At 60.5% G+C, this 18,296-nt stretch carries 18 protein-coding genes; 10 read left to right on the forward strand and 8 right to left on the reverse strand.

What is annotated here, in order from left to right; genetic code table 11:
• The first annotated feature begins 58 nt into the window (after nucleotides 1–58).
• Nucleotides 59–1,111 carry a DNA polymerase IV gene (dinB, locus tag FZE95_RS10200; RefSeq protein ID WP_150300775.1) on the forward strand — a complete coding sequence of 351 codons (1,053 nt, stop codon included), beginning with the start codon at nucleotides 59–61 and terminating at the stop codon, nucleotides 1,109–1,111.
• Here the strand turns inward: dinB and FZE95_RS10205 are convergent.
• Entirely contained in the window at nucleotides 1,108–1,545 is a 438-nt protein-coding gene (locus tag FZE95_RS10205) for a hypothetical protein (protein ID WP_150300776.1), read from the reverse strand. The two genes, dinB and FZE95_RS10205, sit on opposite strands and share 4 nt — an antisense overlap.
• A gap of 138 nt (nucleotides 1,546–1,683) precedes the next feature.
• On the opposite strand from FZE95_RS10205, the gene FZE95_RS10210 reads away from it, so the two are divergent.
• Nucleotides 1,684–2,466 carry an SDR family oxidoreductase gene (locus FZE95_RS10210; RefSeq protein WP_150300777.1) on the forward strand — a complete coding sequence of 261 codons (783 nt, stop codon included), beginning with the start codon at nucleotides 1,684–1,686 and terminating at the stop codon, nucleotides 2,464–2,466.
• Nucleotides 2,467–2,476: 10 nt separating this feature from the next.
• Here FZE95_RS10210 and FZE95_RS10215 read toward each other — a convergent pair whose 3' ends face one another.
• Both FZE95_RS10215 and FZE95_RS10220 read right to left on the reverse strand, forming a co-directional pair.
• Entirely contained in the window at nucleotides 2,477–2,929 is a 453-nt protein-coding gene (locus tag FZE95_RS10215) for a DUF2489 domain-containing protein (RefSeq protein ID WP_150300778.1), read from the reverse strand.
• 3 nt (nucleotides 2,930–2,932) lie between these two features.
• Nucleotides 2,933–3,406: an LEA type 2 family protein gene (locus tag FZE95_RS10220; protein WP_150300779.1), complete on the reverse strand. Its 474-nt coding sequence runs from the start codon at nucleotides 3,404–3,406 to the stop codon at nucleotides 2,933–2,935.
• Between the two features lie 98 nt (nucleotides 3,407–3,504).
• Here FZE95_RS10220 and FZE95_RS10225 point away from each other — a divergent pair, with 98 nt between their 5' ends.
• Nucleotides 3,505–4,026: a hypothetical protein gene (locus tag FZE95_RS10225; RefSeq protein ID WP_150300780.1), complete on the forward strand. Its 522-nt coding sequence runs from the start codon at nucleotides 3,505–3,507 to the stop codon at nucleotides 4,024–4,026.
• Between the two features lie 11 nt (nucleotides 4,027–4,037).
• Here FZE95_RS10225 and FZE95_RS10230 read toward each other — a convergent pair whose 3' ends face one another.
• The gene (locus FZE95_RS10230; RefSeq protein ID WP_150300781.1) at nucleotides 4,038–4,508 is read right to left on the reverse strand and encodes a YchJ family protein; all 471 of its coding nucleotides are present in this window, start codon (nucleotides 4,506–4,508) and stop codon (nucleotides 4,038–4,040) included.
• Nucleotides 4,509–4,510: 2 nt separating this feature from the next.
• The gene (locus FZE95_RS10235; RefSeq protein WP_150300782.1) at nucleotides 4,511–4,996 is read right to left on the reverse strand and encodes a DUF6231 family protein; all 486 of its coding nucleotides are present in this window, start codon (nucleotides 4,994–4,996) and stop codon (nucleotides 4,511–4,513) included.
• Between the two features lie 158 nt (nucleotides 4,997–5,154).
• Here FZE95_RS10235 and dinG point away from each other — a divergent pair, with 158 nt between their 5' ends.
• The 4 genes from dinG to FZE95_RS10260 all read left to right on the forward strand — a co-directional run bounded on the left by dinG (nucleotide 5,155) and on the right by FZE95_RS10260 (nucleotide 10,569).
• Nucleotides 5,155–7,287 (forward strand): ATP-dependent DNA helicase DinG, encoded by a 2,133-nt coding sequence (dinG, locus tag FZE95_RS10240; protein ID WP_150300783.1) that lies wholly within the window; start codon nucleotides 5,155–5,157, stop codon nucleotides 7,285–7,287.
• A 461-nt stretch (nucleotides 7,288–7,748) separates the two neighbouring features.
• Nucleotides 7,749–8,921, forward strand: coding sequence for a serine hydrolase domain-containing protein (locus FZE95_RS10250; protein ID WP_150300784.1), 1,173 nt, complete (start codon nucleotides 7,749–7,751; stop codon nucleotides 8,919–8,921).
• Nucleotides 8,922–8,989: 68 nt separating this feature from the next.
• Nucleotides 8,990–9,631, forward strand: a complete 642-nt coding sequence (gene pdxH, locus FZE95_RS10255; RefSeq protein WP_150300785.1) for a pyridoxamine 5'-phosphate oxidase — start codon at nucleotides 8,990–8,992, stop codon at nucleotides 9,629–9,631.
• 110 nt (nucleotides 9,632–9,741) lie between these two features.
• Nucleotides 9,742–10,569 (forward strand): SDR family oxidoreductase, encoded by an 828-nt coding sequence (locus FZE95_RS10260; RefSeq protein ID WP_150300786.1) that lies wholly within the window; start codon nucleotides 9,742–9,744, stop codon nucleotides 10,567–10,569.
• Here the strand turns inward: FZE95_RS10260 and FZE95_RS10265 are convergent.
• Nucleotides 10,544–11,794: a TIGR03862 family flavoprotein gene (locus FZE95_RS10265; protein WP_223825030.1), complete on the reverse strand. Its 1,251-nt coding sequence runs from the start codon at nucleotides 11,792–11,794 to the stop codon at nucleotides 10,544–10,546. The two genes, FZE95_RS10260 and FZE95_RS10265, sit on opposite strands and share 26 nt — an antisense overlap.
• Nucleotides 11,795–12,078: 284 nt before the next feature.
• Between FZE95_RS10265 and tesB the strand changes: the two genes are divergently transcribed.
• The 3 genes from tesB (at nucleotide 12,079) to FZE95_RS10280 (ending at nucleotide 15,853) form a co-directional block, all read left to right on the forward strand.
• Entirely contained in the window at nucleotides 12,079–12,948 is an 870-nt protein-coding gene (gene tesB, locus FZE95_RS10270; RefSeq protein WP_150300787.1) for an acyl-CoA thioesterase II, read from the forward strand.
• On the forward strand, nucleotides 12,945–13,541 hold the full coding sequence (locus FZE95_RS10275) for an HAD family hydrolase (RefSeq protein WP_150300788.1): 597 nt from the start codon (nucleotides 12,945–12,947) through the stop codon (nucleotides 13,539–13,541). The genes tesB and FZE95_RS10275 overlap by 4 nt, the downstream gene beginning before the upstream one ends.
• 275 nt (nucleotides 13,542–13,816) lie before the next feature.
• Nucleotides 13,817–15,853 (forward strand): LTA synthase family protein, encoded by a 2,037-nt coding sequence (locus FZE95_RS10280; protein ID WP_150300789.1) that lies wholly within the window; start codon nucleotides 13,817–13,819, stop codon nucleotides 15,851–15,853.
• A 37-nt stretch (nucleotides 15,854–15,890) separates the two neighbouring features.
• On the opposite strand, the gene nadC is transcribed toward FZE95_RS10280, so the two are convergent.
• The gene (gene nadC / locus FZE95_RS10285) at nucleotides 15,891–16,739 is read right to left on the reverse strand and encodes a carboxylating nicotinate-nucleotide diphosphorylase (protein ID WP_150300790.1); all 849 of its coding nucleotides are present in this window, start codon (nucleotides 16,737–16,739) and stop codon (nucleotides 15,891–15,893) included.
• A 95-nt stretch (nucleotides 16,740–16,834) separates the two neighbouring features.
• Complete coding sequence (locus tag FZE95_RS10290) at nucleotides 16,835–18,205, reverse strand: alanine/glycine:cation symporter family protein (RefSeq protein ID WP_150300791.1); 1,371 nt, start codon at nucleotides 18,203–18,205, stop codon at nucleotides 16,835–16,837.
• Between the last annotated feature and the right edge of the window lie 91 nt (nucleotides 18,206–18,296).

An 18,296-nucleotide genomic window follows, 5' to 3' on the forward strand; every position in this document is an offset into this window, starting at 1 on the left:
ACGCGGCTCGCGACGAAACGGCAACAGCCCCTAGCCGGGCCCGTTTAAGGTGTCCGGTGTGCGCAAGATAATCCATGTTGACTGTGACTGTTTCTACGCAGCGATCGAAATGCGGGATGACCCGCGCCTGCGTGGTCGTCCGTTGGCAGTGGGGGGCGATCCGGACAAGCGTGGCGTGGTCGCGACCTGTAATTATGAGGCGCGCGCCTATGGCGTTCGCTCGGCCATGGCGTCCGGCTATGCCAAAAAGCTGTGCCCCGATTTGCTGATCGTGCCGCCGCGCATGGCGGTTTATCGGGAAGCTTCTGCTGCAATCCACGCCATCTTTACCGACTACACAGCGCTGATCCAGCCGTTGTCGCTCGACGAAGCCTACCTCGATGTTTCAGACAGCACTGCCTGCCGTGGCAGCGCAACGCTGATCGCCGAAAGCATTCGCCAGCGGGTGCGCGAGGGTCTGGGGATTACCGTTTCCGCTGGCGTGGCACCGAACAAGTTTCTGGCAAAGATCGCCAGCGACTGGAACAAGCCTGACGGGCTGAAGGTGATTTTGCCGGACGAGATAGACTCATTTATCCAGACATTGCCGGTGGAACGTCTGCATGGCGTGGGGAAAGTTACCGCCGCGCGTCTGCGCAAGCTCGGCATCGACTTGTGCGGCGAGCTGTTGCCCTGGCGCAAGCAGGATCTGGTCAAGGAGTTTGGCAGTTTCGGGGAGCGACTCTGGCAACTGGCGCGGGGTATTGATGACCGTCCCGTGATCGTTGAGAGCACGCGCCAGTCGGTCAGCGTCGAAAATACCTATGATCAGGATTTACCGGACCTGAACGCCTGCTTCGAAGCGCTTGGGCCCTTGCTGGAAAAGCTTGCCCAGCGTGTCGGGCGTTTGCAGGACGGCTACCGGGCGAGCAAGCCCTTCGTCAAACTCAAGTTCAATGACTTCACCCAGACGACATTGGAGCAGGCTGGCGCGCCCATCACCCCGGAAGGCTACCGGGACCTGACCGCGCAGGCGTATGCGCGTGGCCTCAAGCCGGTGCGCCTGATAGGTGTTGGCGTGCGCCTGGATAATGCGAGCACTCTGTTAGGCGAGCAGCTGAGCCTGTTTTAAGGGGCCTTGCGTGCGCACGACGGACACAGGTGGTTCTCGCCACGCGGCTTCCAGCCCAGTTCGCCGATACGTTCGACGGCCTTGGCGGTTCGTTGATCGAGTCCATCCTTGTCGTTGATCAGAAACTCAAAGGCCTGATCCTTACCGCACTCGTCGCAGGTCACCGACCAGCCCAGCACGGATTTGCCGCGCAGGTCCGGACCTCTTGCCGTTGCTGTCCATTGGCCGGGTGGGCTGAGCAGATAGCGCACCTTGTCGGCAATCAGCGGCAGCGGCAGATCGCGGCTACCCTTGACGGTGCAAATCAGTTTATCGCCACTTTGTATGCCGCCACCCTGTCCGGTGACCTGATACAGCCCGCTGGCAAGTGTGCGGCACTCGATCAGCGTGTGGGAGGGGTTAAGCGCGGTGCGCCGGAAGTCATGTTCAGCCATGGGAGTCCTGTCGTTATCTAGGCGACGATGATAACACCGGTGCAGGGTGGCATATCACCGAGCTCACTGATAGTCGGTGTCGCTTGCCGGGGCGTATATGCTGAAACGCTTCCTACAACGCATACAAGAGGACTCGCCATGAAAGTAATGGAACTGTTTGATCTGACCGGTAAGGTTGCCTTGATAACCGGTGGCACCAAGGGGCTCGGCCTGCAGATGGCAGAAGCACTGGGTGAGCAGGGCGCAAAAATTTTCCTCAACGCGCGTAATGCCAGCGAAGTAGAAGAAGTGGTGGCGCAGCTGAATGCGCGTGGTATTGAGGCAGGCGGGATCGCCTGCGATCTTGGCAAGCTGGATACCGATCCGGTCAAAACACTGGTGGACGCCGCCGAAGCACGCTTTGGCACTGTCGATATCCTGATCAACAACGCCGGCACCAGCTGGGGACAGCCAGCCGCGGAGCATAGCTACGAAGGTTGGCAGAAGGTCATGGGGCTGAACGTCGATGTGTGCTTTCTAATGGCTCAGGAAGTGGGGCGCCGGTTTATGATTCCGCGCCAGTCGGGCAAGATCATCAACATCGCATCCATCGCCGGCTTCAAGGGCAATCGCCCGAATACCGGGATATTCACCGTGGCCTACAACACCAGCAAGGCTGCGGCGATCAACCTGACTCGTGCTCTTGCCGGAGAGTGGGGCCCGCACAACATCAACGTCAATGCGATCTGCCCCGGTTATTTTCCGACCAAAATGGCCAAGGGTCTGGAGCGCGTGACTGAGGTAATCAAGCAGGGTACGCCTCTGGGTCGCGTAGGCGGCGAAGATGATATCAAGGGTCTTGCACTGTTCTTCGCCAGTGAAGCGTCCCGTCATGTCACCGGCCAGGCGGTTGCGGTTGATGGTGGTAATTCTGTGGTCTGATTACGACTGATCAGGACTGTGAGGGCGCGACACCCGTGCTGAGTTGTCCGGCTGCGCGCTCCACCTCTTCCTTGTGCTCCTGTTCCAGTGCCTGCATCTGTTGTTCATGTTGCTGGCGCTCGGTGCGCGGCAGGTCCTTCCATTGCTGGTGCGTCGGGATATGCGCGGTGGCATCGTAGATGACCTCGAACACGCCGACGTCCAGATCAGTGCGGCGCGGGCCGCTGTAGTTGTCCAGCAGAACCTTGATGCGAATGGAGCCTTCTACAAGCGGCAATTGACCGTTGAGCAGGCTCTGCGCGAGGAACTGGATATCCTGCGCGAGCCGTTCGTTGCGCCCACGCTCCTGTTCGGCTTTTGCTTGCCTGGCGTCCCATACCTTGCGCCAGAGCACATAGGCGTAGAGTGCCAGGGCGGTAATGATGATCAGGCCGGCGATTGCCAGCCAGTTAGTCGCACTCATAAATCAGAATCTCATGTCGGACGGGTCCAGAGTCCCGTGTTCTTGCAAGGTCAGTTTGGGGGACCAGAACATACCGGTGCTGATATGTCCTTCGATCCGATAGCTGACCGGTTGTTGGCGTTCTACCAGCTTGATCAGATCGCCAAGATGCCGCCACAGGTTCGAGCGCACATCCAGTTCGAAGTATTCCGAGCCATAGGCCGGGACGTCGAAGGGCTGATTGGTCACGCCGGTGGCTAGCTTTGAGTCATTGAGATAGACGCGATAATGCATGCCCCGGACGGGGAGGTTGCGGTCATTCGGATTATCGACCCGCAAGCGCAGACGGAAGGACTGTTCCCACAAGTTACTCTGCAGCATTTCCAGATTCGCCAGATGGATTTCCGGTTTGCTATAGCCCTGACTGAACACCGCGCAGCCAGATAGCCACAGTATGCTCGCCAACAAGCTCATCCTGCCGCAAATACGCATGTACATTGTCGACTCCTCCAGGTGAATCTCGAGCCGTCAGCGGTGTTGTCTGGCGGCCCGCGCCTGTCCATACTAACCGCTAATCGCTGCCAGGGAGTGACAATATGCCGCTATTCGAAATTGTGTTTCAGGGACAGATCAAGGCAGGTGTAGCGCCAGAACAGGCGCGGCAGAGGCTCGGTCAGCTGTTTCAGGCGGGAGACCAGCAGCTGGATATCCTGTTTTCGGGCCGCCGGATCGTGATCAAGCAGGGGCTTGATCAGGCATCGGCTGACAAGTACCGGCAGGCCATCGAACGGGCGGGTGCGATATGCCTGGTAGAGCCTATGGGTGGACACCCAGCCGCCGCCGGGCCTTCCAGCCAACCCGCGCCGGCCGCTCAGTCCGCTGCTAACAAGGTGGTTCCGCGGGACGGGTACATGGCAGCGTTCAGTGACGTGGAAGCGCCCGATTTCGGTATCGCTCCGCTTGGCGCCGATATGCAGGATGAATACCGCGACTTCACGCCGTTGCCGCTTGATCTGTCAGCACTGAGCCTCGCGCCGCCGGGTGCTGATCTGGACGAAATCAAGCGCAACGAGCCGACAGTGGTACCCAACATCGATCATCTCAAGATGGTGGACTAGCCGGGGGCCGGCTAACGTCCGCAGCACTGTTTGTACTTCTTCCCGGACGCGCAGGGGCAGGGCTCGTTGCGTCCGGTTTTCACCCTGATGGACGGATCGACGAAGTACCAGCGTTCATCGATATGAGTAAAGTCCGAGCATTCGCGATGGCTGTGTCGATGCCCCTGTTCATCGGCCCATAGCGCAGTGAAAGTGACCTGCGCCTGATTGCTGGCGGCTTCTGTCGAGTGGATCTTCTCCACAGTCAGGCCGAGCCAGTTGCTCGACTGGCTCCAGTCGGTCATTGCAGCACGGTCCAGTTGCGCCTGTTGTGAAGGCAGGGTTGTCGCCACCAGATAGTCGATCAGGCCCAGGGTATAAGCGCTGTAGCGTGAGCGCATCAGCTGCTCCGCTGTGGCCGCGGGCTTGCCCTGATGCAAAGGGAGACAACAGTCTGCGTAGGATCTGCCATTGCCGCAGGGACAGTCGACGATATTTTCCATTCTTACCACCAGTATTTTCCGAAGAGTTCCGGATTGGCCCAGTATTTCGAGTTGAGCCAATCCGGCACGCTTTTGTATGAGGCCAGATCATAGGTGAAAAGCGTCAACGTCTGGCCGTCCCGTTCGAAGTACCCCTGACGCTGGAAAGCCAGCCCAAAGAAATCGTTCTGCTCCCAGGCCGGGGTTCGCTGCATATCCACCAGTACGGCCATTCTGCTCACCAGCAGGTTGCGCATACCGGCGAGCAATTCCATGCCCTGGCGCTTGTCCAGGCGCTCCAGTTGATCGGCCACCACTGCCAGGTCGTAGCGTCGACCCGCGAGATCGGCTGGCAAGGGTACCCTGTCCGTTTCAAAGTGGGTGCAATCGGGGTGTGTGGCGCAAAACGCCACGGCTGCGGGTATCGATTCCGGGCTGACACTCAGCAACCGCTGTGGTTGATAGTGCTCGAATATGCCCAGCAGGGCTGCGGTAGGGCTGTCGGACATAGGATCATCCTTGCATGAAGGTGTCGAGGCTCAATAGCTTCGACCCTGATGCGGTCAGCTTCAAGCGGAAATTGACGGGTCTGAGACCTTGCCAGCCATCGGTCGCCCGGTCGGGCGCGCTGCAAAATGGTATGATGCCGGCCTTCCCGGGAGCCCGCATGCTGAACGACGACCTGAAAGGCCAGATCCAGACGGCCTATCGCACTTTCCTCGAAAACAAATCCCTGAAGCCGCGCTACGGCCAGCGGGTGATGATTGCCGAAGTGGCCAAGGCCTTCGGTGGAGTCGAGCTGGACGAGGAAGGCCATCGCGGTGGCGAGCCAGCGGTGGCGGTCGTTGAGGCGGGCACAGGTACCGGCAAGACCGTGGCCTATTGTCTCGCCGCCATTCCGATTGCCAAGCATCTGGGCAAGCCCCTGGTCATTTCCACGGCTACTGTCGCCCTGCAGGAACAGATAGTGCTCAAGGATCTGCCCGACATCCAGCGCAATGCCGGGTTGAATTTCCAGTTCTCGCTGGCCAAGGGCCGGGGGCGGTATGTCTGTCTGTCCAAGCTGGATCAGCTGCTCAATGACAATCAGCAAGCGGCCAGCCGCCAGCAGGGCTTTGCCGACGAAGGGTTTCGCATCGACATCGACGAAGCCGGGCTCAAGCTCTACACCAGCATGGTCGAAGCGCTGGGCAGCAACAAGTGGGATGGTGAGCGTGATTCATGGCCGGCGGCACTGGAGGATCAGGACTGGTCGCGGCTGACCACCGATCATATCCAGTGCACCAACCGGCGCTGCGGACACTTCAATCAGTGCGTGTTCTACAAGGCGCGCGAGGGCGTGCAGAAGGTTGATGTCATCGTCACCAATCACGATCTGGTGCTCGCCGATCTGGCCCTGGGAGGCGGAGCCATCCTGCCTGACCCGCGCGACTGTCTGTATATCTTCGATGAAGGACATCACCTGCCGGACAAGGCCATCGCGCACTTCGCCCATCACACCCGCATGAACGCTACCGCCGAGTGGCTGGATCAGCTGGACAAGAATCTGTCCAAACTGCTGGCCCAGCATCCGCTTCCCGGGGATTTCGGTCGTTTGCTTGAACAGGTTCCGGCGCAGGCGCGGGACTTGCGTCCGCATCAGCAGTTCATGACCCAGGCACTGGCCGAAGCCGGCGATTTTGCCAATACCGAAGACCTCACCGGCAATATGCGCCCGCAGCACCGCTTCGAACATGGCGTGGTGCCAGAGCATTTACGTGATATGGGTACGGAGCTGAAGGGCGGTTTCGGACGCATCACCGACCTGCTGCAGCGCATGGTCGACATCCTCAAGGAGGCGATGGACGGCGAGGCGGTCGGCGTGCATCAGGTTCAGGCGGAGGAGTGGTATCCGCTATTCGGGGCGTTATTGGCGCGATCCGAGGGCAACTGGACGCTGTGGACCAAGTTCTGCCTGGAGAACCCCGAGGACAAGCCGCCTACGGCCCGCTGGCTGACGCTGACTGAGCAGAACGATATCGAAGTACACGTCAGCCCGATTCTGGCTGCCGACACACTGCGTCAGTTTCTCTGGTACAGCGCCTTTGCCTGTCTGGTGACCTCGGCGACGCTGACGGCTCTGGGGCGTTTCGATCGCTTCAGCCAGCGCGCCGGCCTGCCCAAGAGCGCGGTGTGCACACTGGCACCGAGCCCCTTCAAACATGCTGAGCGGGGCGTGCTGCGCATCCCGGATCTGGGGGCTGACCCCCGCGATAGCGCCGGGCATAGTGCGGCGATCATCGAGCGCATGCCGACCATGCTCGAGGACGCGGCGGGCAGCCTGGTGCTGTTCTCATCGCGCCGGCAAATGCTCGAGGTGTACGCAGGTTTGCCCAGCGCATTCCGCGAGCGTGTCCTGGTGCAGGGGGATCTATCCAAGCAGGAGCTCATCCGTCAGCACCGCGAACGGGTTGATAACACGCAGCAGAGCGTTATTTTCGGGCTGGCCAGTTTTGCCGAGGGTGTCGACTTGCCGGGCAAATACTGTGAGCACGTGGTGATTGCCAAGATTCCCTTTGCCGTGCCTGACGATCCAGTCGAGGCGGCGCTATCGGAGTGGATCGAGCGTAACGGCGGCAATCCGTTCATGGAGATTGCCGTGCCCGATGCCTGTTTGCGGCTGGTTCAGGCCTGTGGTCGGTTGCTGCGCAGCGAGCAGGACAGCGGCGTGATCACCTTGCTGGACCGGCGCCTGGTCACCCAGCGCTACGGAAAAGCCATCCTCAATGCGCTGCCGCCGTTCCGCCGCGAGATCGAATAGTCTCTGCCCTCGGGGTGTAGCGCGCCTGCGCTACGCCAAGCCCGCAAGCCACACCAACCCCGTCGGCGAGCAGGCGCTCACCAACCCCAGGGAACCCACCCCCGTCGGCGAGTCCGAACGCGGCCCGAGGCGAGCATACCTGGGGGTGTAGCGCGCCTGCGCTACGCCAAGCCGGCAAGCCACACCAAACCCGTCGGCGAGCAGGCGCTCACCAACCCCAGGGAGCCCACCCCCGTCGGCGAGCAGGCGCTCACCAACCCCAGGGAGCCCACCCCCGTCGGCGAGTCCGAGCGCGGCCCGCAATCCCAGGAAAGCCGTTTTCGATCCCGGAAACAGTATCGAGACAGCATCAACCATCAGCCCCATGCATAAACTTCTGATCGTCATGCTTATCGGCACTGCATTCTGTCGCTGGCTGCGCTTAAATGGCCGGACAACAACAGGCTGGCCAGGAGAATGGAATGAGCAAGGTTCAAGGGTACTTCGACCCCCGTTTTGAAAACGTACGTGAGATTTTTGCCGAGCAACTGGACGACGAACAGGCGCGCGGCGCTGCCCTGTGCGTCACGGTTGGTGGCGAAACCGTGCTGGATCTCTGGGGTGGGGTGGCCGACAAGGATGATCAGCAGGTCTGGAAACAGGACACACTGGTCAACGTGTTTTCCGCTACCAAACCGCTGGGCGCAGTAGCGATGCTGCAGCAGGTAGCGGCGGGTCGCATCGGGCTCGATACCCCGCTGGCGGATGTCTGGCCGGAGTTTGCCGCAGCGGGCAAAGAAGCCGTGACCCTGCGCCACGTGCTCAGCCATCGCTCCGGGTTGTCGGCAATCAGTCAGACGCTGCCGCCTGAAGCGCTATTCGACTGGCAAGCCATGTGCGAGGCGCTGGTGATGCAGTCCCCCTGGTGGACTCCCGGGGAGTCACACGGCTATGCCCCGCTGACCTACAGCTGGCTGCTGGGTGAGCCGCTACGTCGCTTGAGCGAGCAAAGCCCCGGCACCTACGTCCAGGAACATATCTGCCAGCCGCTCGGAATGGACTTCTTTGTCGGCGCGCCGGATGCGGAGCTGTCGCGCATCGCCCACGTTTCGCGCCTGCGCAACCAGTTCGGCGATGACTACGCCAAGGCCCTGTTTATGGCCATGGGCAAGCCTGAGGATCTGCCCTTCAAGGCCTTCGCCAACCCCTCCAGTCTGCTTACCAGCACCAACCGCGTCGAGTGGCAGCAGGCCGAACTACTAGCAGCCAACGGGAGTGGCAATGCCCGCTCACTGGCGCGTTTCTGGCAGGTCATGGCCCATGGCGGCCGTTTCGATGGCGTTACTCTGCTCGACGAAGAACTGGTCGCGTTGATGCAGCAGGAGCACAGCCAGGGTCTTGACCGTACCCTGCGTGCGCCCACCCGTTTTGGCCTGGGCGTCATGCTGGAGCAGGGCTACGAAGGTGGCTCCTTTGGTATGGGTGCCAGCGCCTATGGGCATCCTGGCGCGGGCGGTACGCTCGGGTTCTGCGATCCGGATGCGAAAGTCGGCTTCGGTTATGCGACCAATGCCATGGGCCCCTACGTGCTCATGGATCCACGTGCGACCGCGCTGAGCCGTGCGGTCTACACGGCGCTGCGCAATCTCGATTAGTTGTTCCAGCGCAAATGCAGCGAGGGGCACGGATGCTAGGATTAGCACACCAGTAGAGGAGTCCCTTGATGAAAGCCAGCATTGCCGATCTGCGCCGCAACTACACCCGCGATGGTTTGCTCGAAAGCCAGGCCCCAAATGGGCCCTACGGCCTGTTCGCGACCTGGTTCGAACAGGCCGTAGAGATCGAGACCACTGAAGCCAACGCAATGATGCTGGCCACGGTGGACGCCGCCGGCCAGCCGCATCTGCGCACCTTGCTGCTCAAGGGGGTGGATGAGCATGGCTTTGTGTTTTTCAGCAACTACCAGAGCGCCAAGGGCGAGCAGTTGCGTATCAATCCCCAGGCGGCGATGACCTTCTGGTGGCACGATCTGGAACGCCAGGTACGCATCGAGGGCGTCATCGAGCGCATCAGTGACGAGGAATCCGATGCCTACTATCACAGTCGGCCACTGGGCAGCCGGCTGGGCGCGTGGGCCTCTCCGCAGAGTCAGGTGATCGAAGGCCGGGAAGTGCTCGAGCGCAACCTGGCGGAGCTGGAGGCACAGTACGCCGAGCAATCGCCGCCGCGGCCGCCGCATTGGGGCGGATACCGATTGAGACCGCAGCTTGTGGAGTTCTGGCAGGGCCGACCGAGTCGCCTGCACGACCGGCTGCGCTACCGGCTGGAGAGCGGCGTATGGCAACGGGAACGGCTTGCCCCCTGAGCCCGCCGTCGGTTTCGCCCGGCGGCGACGCTCGTTCGCTGACATGACTTGCGTGCACTCGTGTTCTGTCCCAATCTGCATTGAGAAAGAAAACAGGGCGGAGAGCGCATATGTCCAAGGGACAGTTCTATCAGAAGGTTGTCGTCATCACCGGTGGCTGCGCCGGGATTGGCCGTGCCCTGGCGCTGCGTTTCGCCCATGCCGGCGCGCGTATCGCGATTCTTGATATCCAGGACGAGACACTGGTCGCCTTCCGTCAACAGTTGTCGGACAAGGTGAATGCCGAAGTGCTGGCGGTGCATTGTGATGTTGCCAATGAGCGCGACTGCGAAGAGGCGATCTGCCAGGTCATCGAGCATTTCGGTGGCATTGATGTGCTCATCAACAATGCCGGCATTACCCATCGCAGCCTGTTCCACGAAACTGATCTGGCGGTCTTCCGGCGTATCATGGACGTGAATTATTTTGGCGCTCTGCACTGCACACACCATGCATTGAGCAGCGTCATCGAGCGCCGTGGTCAGATCATCGTGCTCAGCTCATTGTCCGGTTTCGCGCCCATGCTCTACCGCAGCGCGTATAACGCCAGCAAACATGCCCTGCACGGACTCTTCGAAACATTGCGCATGGAAGTTCGTGAACACGGCGTGAACGTCATGCTGGTGACGCCCGGTTTTACCGCGACCGACATTCGCAAGAATGCGCTGGTAGGGGACGGCTCGATCAGCGGTCAGAATGCAGCGCCATCCTTCAAGGTTTCATCGCCCACTGATGTCGCGGATGACATCTACTGTGGTGCGTGCAAGCGCAAGCGATTGTTGATTCTGTCGAACGTGAACTGGCGTGCGCGACTGTTCGCCAGGCTGTTTCCGCGGGCATTCGAACGCTGGATGGTGCCCAGATTGTCCGGCGTCAAACCGGCCGATCGAGCCAGTTAAGAACACCAAGTGCCGCATGCCTGCCGCTGGCGAAACAGGCTGTGAGCAGGTAACCGCCCGTGGGCGCTTCCCAGTCCAGCATTTCACCGGCGCAGAACACGCCGGGGAGCTGGCGCAGCATCAATTGATCATTCAGTGCGCCGCGGCTTACGCCGCCTGCGCTACTGATCGCTTCGTCCAATGGTCTGGTGCCTGTCAGACGTACCGGCAGGTTCTTGATACCGTTCGCCAGCTTGGCGGGCTCGGCGATGGCTTCCCTGGAAAGGCACTCATGCAGCAAGGCGATTTTTACCGGATCCAGCCCGGCACGCTTGCGTAGCAGGGAAGAGAGCGTCTGACCCTTCCGGGGTTGCTGCAACGCAGCGGTCAATTCGGTGAGGTTGCGGTCTGGTGCCAGGTCCAGGGTTAACCAGGCTTCGCCCGTCGACAACTGCTCGCGTAGCTCGGCAGACAATGCATAAATCAGGCTGCCTTCCAGACCGTCCTGCGTAATTACGCACTCGCCACGCCGCTCAAGCATTCCCTCGTTCGGCAAGCTGACCCTGGCGATTACCTGCTTGAGCGGTGCGCCGGCAAAGCGCTCTTTCAGATGGGTGCTCCAGTCAGCAGTGAAGCCGCAATTGGCTGGCACCAGTGCGCGTATCGTCACGTCCCGTGCCTCGAGCAGGTCGGTCCAGGCACCATCCGAGCCCAGGCGGGCCCAGCTGCCGCCGCCCAAAGCCAGTACCACGGCGCTCGCTGGCACGGAAGCAGAGCCTTCAGGCGTGGCGAAAAGGAGCTGGTCGTGTTCATCCCAGCCAACCCAGCGGTGCCGGGTCTGGATGGTTACGCCGCTGTCGCGCAATCTTCGTAACCAGGCTCGCAGCAGCGGCGCAGCTTTCATCTCTACCGGAAATACCCGGCCTGAAGAGCCGACGAAGGTGTCGATATGGAGGCCGTGAATCCAGTCGCGCAGCCCGTCTGCATCAAAGGACGCCAACCATTCGGCGACCCAGGGACTGGCTTCGCGGTAGCGCTCGATGAACGCGGCTTTTGGTTCCGAGTGGGTGATATTCATCCCACCCACGCCCGCTAACAGGAATTTGCGCCCCACTGATGGCATCGCATCGTAGACAGTGACCGGCACGCCAGCGAGCGCCAGGGTCTCGGCAGCCATCAGGCCAGCGGGGCCGCCGCCAATAACGGCAACCGGAGAACGAGGGGTTGAGGGCTGGCTGCGCACAATAGGTTCTCTGTCTGGGGCGTGGCGCTGCAGTGTACCCCAGGGTCCGGCGTTGTTTCATTACGCGCCGCGTTGTGCCGCCACTGGCAGAAAGGCCTGCTGGCTGAAGTCATCTATGCTGATCAGGAACCCGGGAGATTTCGCCGCTTTTCGCCTCCGGATACATGGTAAGTGCGCTCATCAGGCGGTCAATGTAAACTCGCCTCCCCAAATTGCTGTGACACGGCGTCGCGGCAGCTATCTCAGTAGTTCAGGCTGCGGCCACATGTTGTCGAGGAAAGTATCGTATGACCCAATTGCTGGATGATCTGGTTCGCCTGTTGGCGCTGGAAAAAATCGAAGAGAACCTGTTCCGCGGCGCCAGCCAGGACCTGGGGTTTCGCCAGCTGTTTGGTGGCCAGGTGTTCGGTCAGTCGTTGTCGGCGGCAACCCAGACCGTCGATCCCGATCGCCATGTGCACTCGGCCCACGGCTATTTTCTGCGTCCCGGGGACCCGACATTCCCCATCGTCTATCACGTCGATCCGGTGCGTGACGGCGGCAGTTTCACGACGCGTCGAGTACAAGCGGTGCAGAAGGGCAGGCCGATCTTCACATTGATCTGCTCTTTCCAGGGCGAAGAGGAGGGTTACACCCACCAGACGACGATGCCTGACGTACCCGGTCCCGATGACCTCATGAATGAAACGGAGCTGACGCGCAAGTATCAGCACCTGATTCCCGAGTCCGTGCGTGCCAAGGTGTTGGTCGACAAGCCCATCGAGATCCGGCCGGTAGGGATTTTCAACCCGTTCGATCCAGAGCCCACAGAGCCGGTCCGTTACATGTGGTTCCGCGCGGACGGCAAGCTGCCCGACGATCCGCAACTGCATCGCTATCTGCTGGCCTACGCCTCGGATTTTCACCTGCTGGGTACAGCGATGCTGCCCCACGGTATTTCCAACTGGGCGGGCGATATGCAGGTGGCCAGTCTTGACCACGCGTTGTGGTACCACAATCCGTTGCGCATGAATGAGTGGCTGCTGTATGCCATGGACAGTCCGGTTGCCAGCGGTGCGCGCGGGCTTTCCCGTGGGCAGATATTCAGTCAGGACGGCGTGCTGGTAGCCTCGGTGACGCAGGAATCCCTGATGCGGAAGGTTCCCGCCAAGCAATGAGAACGTTGCGTGGGTGGGTTTTCGATCTGGACGGCACGCTTACCGTCGCCCAGCACGATTTTCCGGCGATTCGTCGGGAGCTCGGGATTCCGCCAGATGAAGACATCCTGGGGCACATAGCGCGGTTACCTGATACACACCGGCAGGATATGAGCGCGCAGCTTGATGCGATCGAACTGCGCCTTGCTGCGGGTGTACAGCCAGCGCCCGGTGCGGCGGATCTCATTCGCCACCTGCATGCCCAGGGTGTGCAGTTGGGCATCCTTACGCGCAATCTGCGCTCGGTGGCGATGGCCTCGCTGGAGGTGATCGGGGTGCTCGATTGCTTTCGTACGGGTGACATTCTTGGCCGTAACGAGGCACTGCCCAAGCCGGATCCGGACGGTATCCGCCAGCTGCTGCAAGCGTGGCGGCTGCAGGAGTCGCAGGTAGTCATGGTGGGAGACTTTCGTTTCGACGTCGAAACGGGTCGCGCCGCGGGCTGCCATACCTGTCTGGTGCACCCCCAGAACAGCTGGCCGGAGCTGACCGACTGGCATGTGCCTGATTGCCTAGCGCTACGGGCCAGGCTAGGGCCCAGCGAACCTGTCTGAACTGGCAGCTGAACGGCCTTGGGGGTTGAAGCGTGCTGAGCGGTGTTGTCAGCTCGCGGTTGCCTGTAGACAGTGAGCGGCTGTACAGTGCCGAGCGGTTCAGCCGGTACCATTGGCTGCCTGGCGGGCTGCTGGGTGATGGTTGACGCAACGGTGTTGCGCGCGGATTCGGTAGCCACTGAACGTTTTTACCTTGCCATGGGCGTCCTCGCCCGGTGTGAACAACGGCACACCTGACCTCGCGGGGTGTCGATAGTGATTTTTTAGGAGCCTCTATGGCCTGGTTGCATTCCCGGCGCCTGCATTATTTCGTGGGCGGAGTGGCGATTCTGTTTCTGCTGTTGGTGGCGTTGCGCGGAATTTTTCTGGTAGCGTTCTCTTCGGTTGATCCGGGCGTTGATCAGCCCTGGGGGCTGGTACTCGAGACGTTGGGAATTGGCGTCCGTTTTGATTTGCGCCTGGCCATCCTGCTGATGCTCCCTGCCATGTTTCTCGCCTGGCTGCCCTATTGGAACAGTCTGCGTTCGAAGGTGCTGCGCTGGGTGGGCCGAGCCTACCTGCTGTTGGCGCTGGCCGTCATTCTGCTGGTCTATATTCTTGATTTCGGACATTACGCCTACCTGGGCGTGCGCCTGAATGCGTCGGCCCTGAAGTTTATCGCTGATGTGCAGATCTCCCAGCAGATGGTCTGGGAAAGCTATCCGGTCGTGTGGATCACCCTGGGCTGGCTCGCCTTGGTACTGCCAGTGTTCTACGCGCTGTGGTCACTGGAAAAAGTCACTCTCAATCGGCAGGAGAAGCGAATCGGCCTGTGGTCGAGGGTGCTGGGCAGCGTGGCGATGGTGGTAGTGGTGTTCCTGGCGCTGCTCGGTCGTTACAGCAACCTGAACCTGGAAAACCCCGTACCGCTGCGCTGGAACGATGCGTTTTTCGCGGGTGACACGCAACTGGGTGCGCTGGGGCTGAACCCGGTGATCTTCTTCTACGATACCTTGCTGGTTCCGCAGGATCGCTATGATCTGGAGCAAGTGCGCGAACATTACGCCGAAGTCAGCCACTATCTCGGCGTGTCCGAGCCGGAAGCCGAAACGCTGACATTGTCACGTCAGATAGCGCCGCAACCGCACCAGCTCGGGGTTGCTCAGCCACCGAATGTGGTGTTCGTGATGCTGGAGTCCCTCGGCACCACTGCGGTCGGTGCCTATGGTAATCCGCTGAATCCGACCCCCAACCTGGACCGCATGGCCGGTGAGAGCTGGTTCTTTCGGCACTTCTATGTGCCTGTGACAGGCACTGCCAAGACCGTTTGGGCGAGTATTACCGGGGTTCCGGATGTATCGCGTCAGGAAACCGCGACGCGTAACCCGCTGATTACCAATCAGCACACCCTGATCAATGCGCTGAAGGATTATCAGAAGGTCTACACCATTGGTGGCAACTCCGGTTGGGCCAACATGAACGCCTTGATCCGCCAGAGCATAGACGGCATCAAACTCTACGAGGAAGGCGGCTGGCAGGCTCCGAACGTGGACGTCTGGGGTATATCGGACCTTGATCTGTTCAAGGAGACTGACCAGATTCTGCGCGATCTGCCCAGGGACAAACCGTTCTTCGCCTATATCCAGACCGCCGGGAATCATCGGCCTTATACGATTCCGCAGGAGAACGACGATTTCGAGGCGCTGGACAAGACCCTGGAGGACGTTCAGGCGGCCGGCTCGCGGAGTGTCGAGCAATACAACGCCGTGCGACTGCTGGATTACAACGTGGGCAGATTCATGGAAATGGCGAAGGCGGGCGGATACTTCGATAACACCATCTTCGTTCTGTTCGGCGATCACAATACGCGTATCGCCAACATCGACTACATGAAGCCGGCCTTCGACAAGCTGGGCCTGGAAAGCAATAACGTGCCGATGCTGATCTACGCCCCCGAGCTGTTGAAACCGCGCGAATTCGACGAGGCCGTGGGCCTGGCCGACCTGCTACCCACCGTGGCGGGGCTGCTCGGTCTGGAGTACGAGAACCGCACGCTCGGGCGTGACGTGCAGATGCCTGCGCCTGAAGGCGAGAGAGTAGTGCCGCTGGTGTTGCGCGAGGGCTCGTTTCCGCTGATCGGTGCTGTAAGCAAGGATTTTCTGTTGCAGATGAACTACGACGGCAGCGAGCCCAGCCTGCATGACCTGCATTCGGACACGCCGCTGGATAACGTCGCTGACCGCCATCCCGAGGAATATCAGCGCATGCTTCCCTTGACCCGGGGGCTGTACGAAACCTCGCGTTATATGCTGTACGAGAACGTGCGCGAGTGACAGAAGTGGCCGGCCCCTTGAGGGCCGAACCCTTGCGTTACATGCTCAGGCGCATTGACAGGTCAACGGCGCGCACGTGCTTGGTCATGCCGCCGATCGAGATGAAGTCCACGCCGGTTTCGGCAATGCTGCGCAGCGTTGCCTCGGTAATCCCGCCGGATGCCTCAAGCCTGGCTGTGCCCGCCGCCAGACCCACCGCCGTTCGCATATCCTCATGGCTCAGCTCGTCAAGCATGATGATATCTGCGCCACCCTTAAGGGCCTCTTCCAGTTCCTGCAGGTTTTCCACCTCGACTTCGATTGGCTTGTTCGGGGCGAGGCTACGTGCCTGGGTAATGGTCGCGTCAATACCGCCACAGGCGGCGATGTGGTTTTCCTTGATCAGGAATGCATCGAACAGCCCGATCCGGTGATTGTCGCAGCCACCACAGGTCACCGCATACTTCTGCGCCATGCGCAGCCCTGGCAGGGTTTTGCGCGTATCCAGCAGCCGCACGCCGGTGCCTTCCACCAGGTCAGCGTAGTAGCGGCTGCTGGTGGCGGTAGCCGAAAGCGTCTGGATGAAGTTCAGTGCGGTGCGTTCGCCGGTCAGCAGTCCGCGCGCCGGACCGTCGAGCTTGCAGAAAGTCTGGTTGGCTTCGATCCGGTCTCCGTCCTGCGCGAGCCATTCCACGCGGATAGCTGGATCAATCTGCCGAAACACTTCGTCCGCCCAGGCCGTACCGCAGAGCGTGGCTGACTCACGGGTGATGATCGTTGCGCTGGCTTGCCGGTCAACCGGTATCAGGGCGGCGGTAATGTCGCCGTCACCCACATCCTCGGCCAAGGCGCGGCGCACATCCTCGGGAATGATCGTGTGCAGGCTTTCGAGAGTCAGGTTGGGCATGGGGGGGCTCCGTCGCACGTAAGTAATGGCGGCGAGTATACCCGATTGACGAGAAAAGCCCGCCCCGGGCGGGGCGGACCTTGTGCTTCTTGTGCTTACTGCGTGTTGCTCACTGCATGCGGATTGTTGAAGTAGTCTTTGGTCAGACGGAATACCACCGGGCTGAGCAATAGCAGCGCCAGCAGGTTGGGAATCGCCATCATCGCGTTCAGCGTATCGGCCACCAGCCAGATGGTGCCCAGATCGATCATCGGCAGGGTGCCGAGCGGGATTGCAATAATCCAGAGTACGCGGAACGGCGTATTGGAGCGCTCGCCGAACAGGAACTGGGTGCACTTCTCGCTATAGAAGCTCCAGCCAATGATCGTGGTGAAGGCAAAAATCGCCAGGCCGATGCTCACGATGTATTGCCCCCAGCCGCCCGGAAGGCCCAGATTGAAGGCATGTGCGGAGAGCGATGCACCATTTTCGCCACTCTGCCAGGCACCGGTCACCATGATCACCAGGCCGGTAATCGAGCAGATGATGATGGTGTCGATGAAGGTGCCCAGCATTGCAACCGTGCCCTGGCGGATCGGGTTGTTGGTTTTTGCCGCAGCATGGGCGATGGGCGCGCTGCCCAGGCCGGCTTCGTTGGAGAACACGCCACGGGCAATACCGAAACGCATGGCTGCCCAGATGGTTGCCCCGGCGAAGCCGCCGGCTGCAGCGGCCGGATTGAATGCATGGTAGAAAATCAGGCCAATTGCATCAGGGATCTCGCTGGCATGGGTGATGAGAATGATCAGGCCGCCCCCGACATAGAACAGCGCCATGATAGGGACCAGCTTGCCGGCAACTTCGCCGATACGCTTGATGCCGCCGATCAGTACCAGCGCTACCAGCACGGCAATAACCACACCGGTAATCAGCGGTTGGACGCCGAAAGTGCTTTCCAGAGCGTCGGAGACTGAGTTGGACTGGATAGTGTTGCCGATGCCGAAACCGGCCAGCATGCCGAAAATGGCGAACAGCACGCCAAGCCATTTCCACTTCTGGCCCAGACCGTTGCGGATGTAGTACATCGGACCGCCGACGTGGTTACCCAGAGCGTCTTTTTCACGGTAATGCACCGCAAGCACCGCTTCACAGAATTTGGTCGCCATGCCGACGATCGCAATGAGCCACATCCAGAACAGTGCGCCGGGGCCGCCAAAGAACACTGCGGTCGCAACGCCAGCGATGTTGCCCGTGCCGACCGTCGCTGAGAGGGCTGTCATCAGCGCATTGAAGGGGCTGATGTCGCCTTCCTCGGCGGTCTTCTTCCGGCCCTGCCACAACATGCTGAAGCCGTAGAACAGCTTGCGCTGCGGCAGGAGCTTGAGGCCTAACGTCAGATACAAGCCGGTTCCCGCCAGCAAGGCCAGCATGGCCGGTCCCCAGACCACGCCGTTTATGGCGTTAATGATGGATATGAGTGATTCCATTTCTTGGACTCTCCAGAGAATTTTAGTTATTGGCTTTCATGGCACTGCCTGTTTCATTGATATTCCTGCCACCCATTTCAGAAACTGCAGA

This window comes from Pseudomonas profundi, assembly GCF_008638305.1.
Classification (GTDB): Bacteria; Pseudomonadota; Gammaproteobacteria; order Pseudomonadales; family Pseudomonadaceae; genus Halopseudomonas; species Halopseudomonas profundi.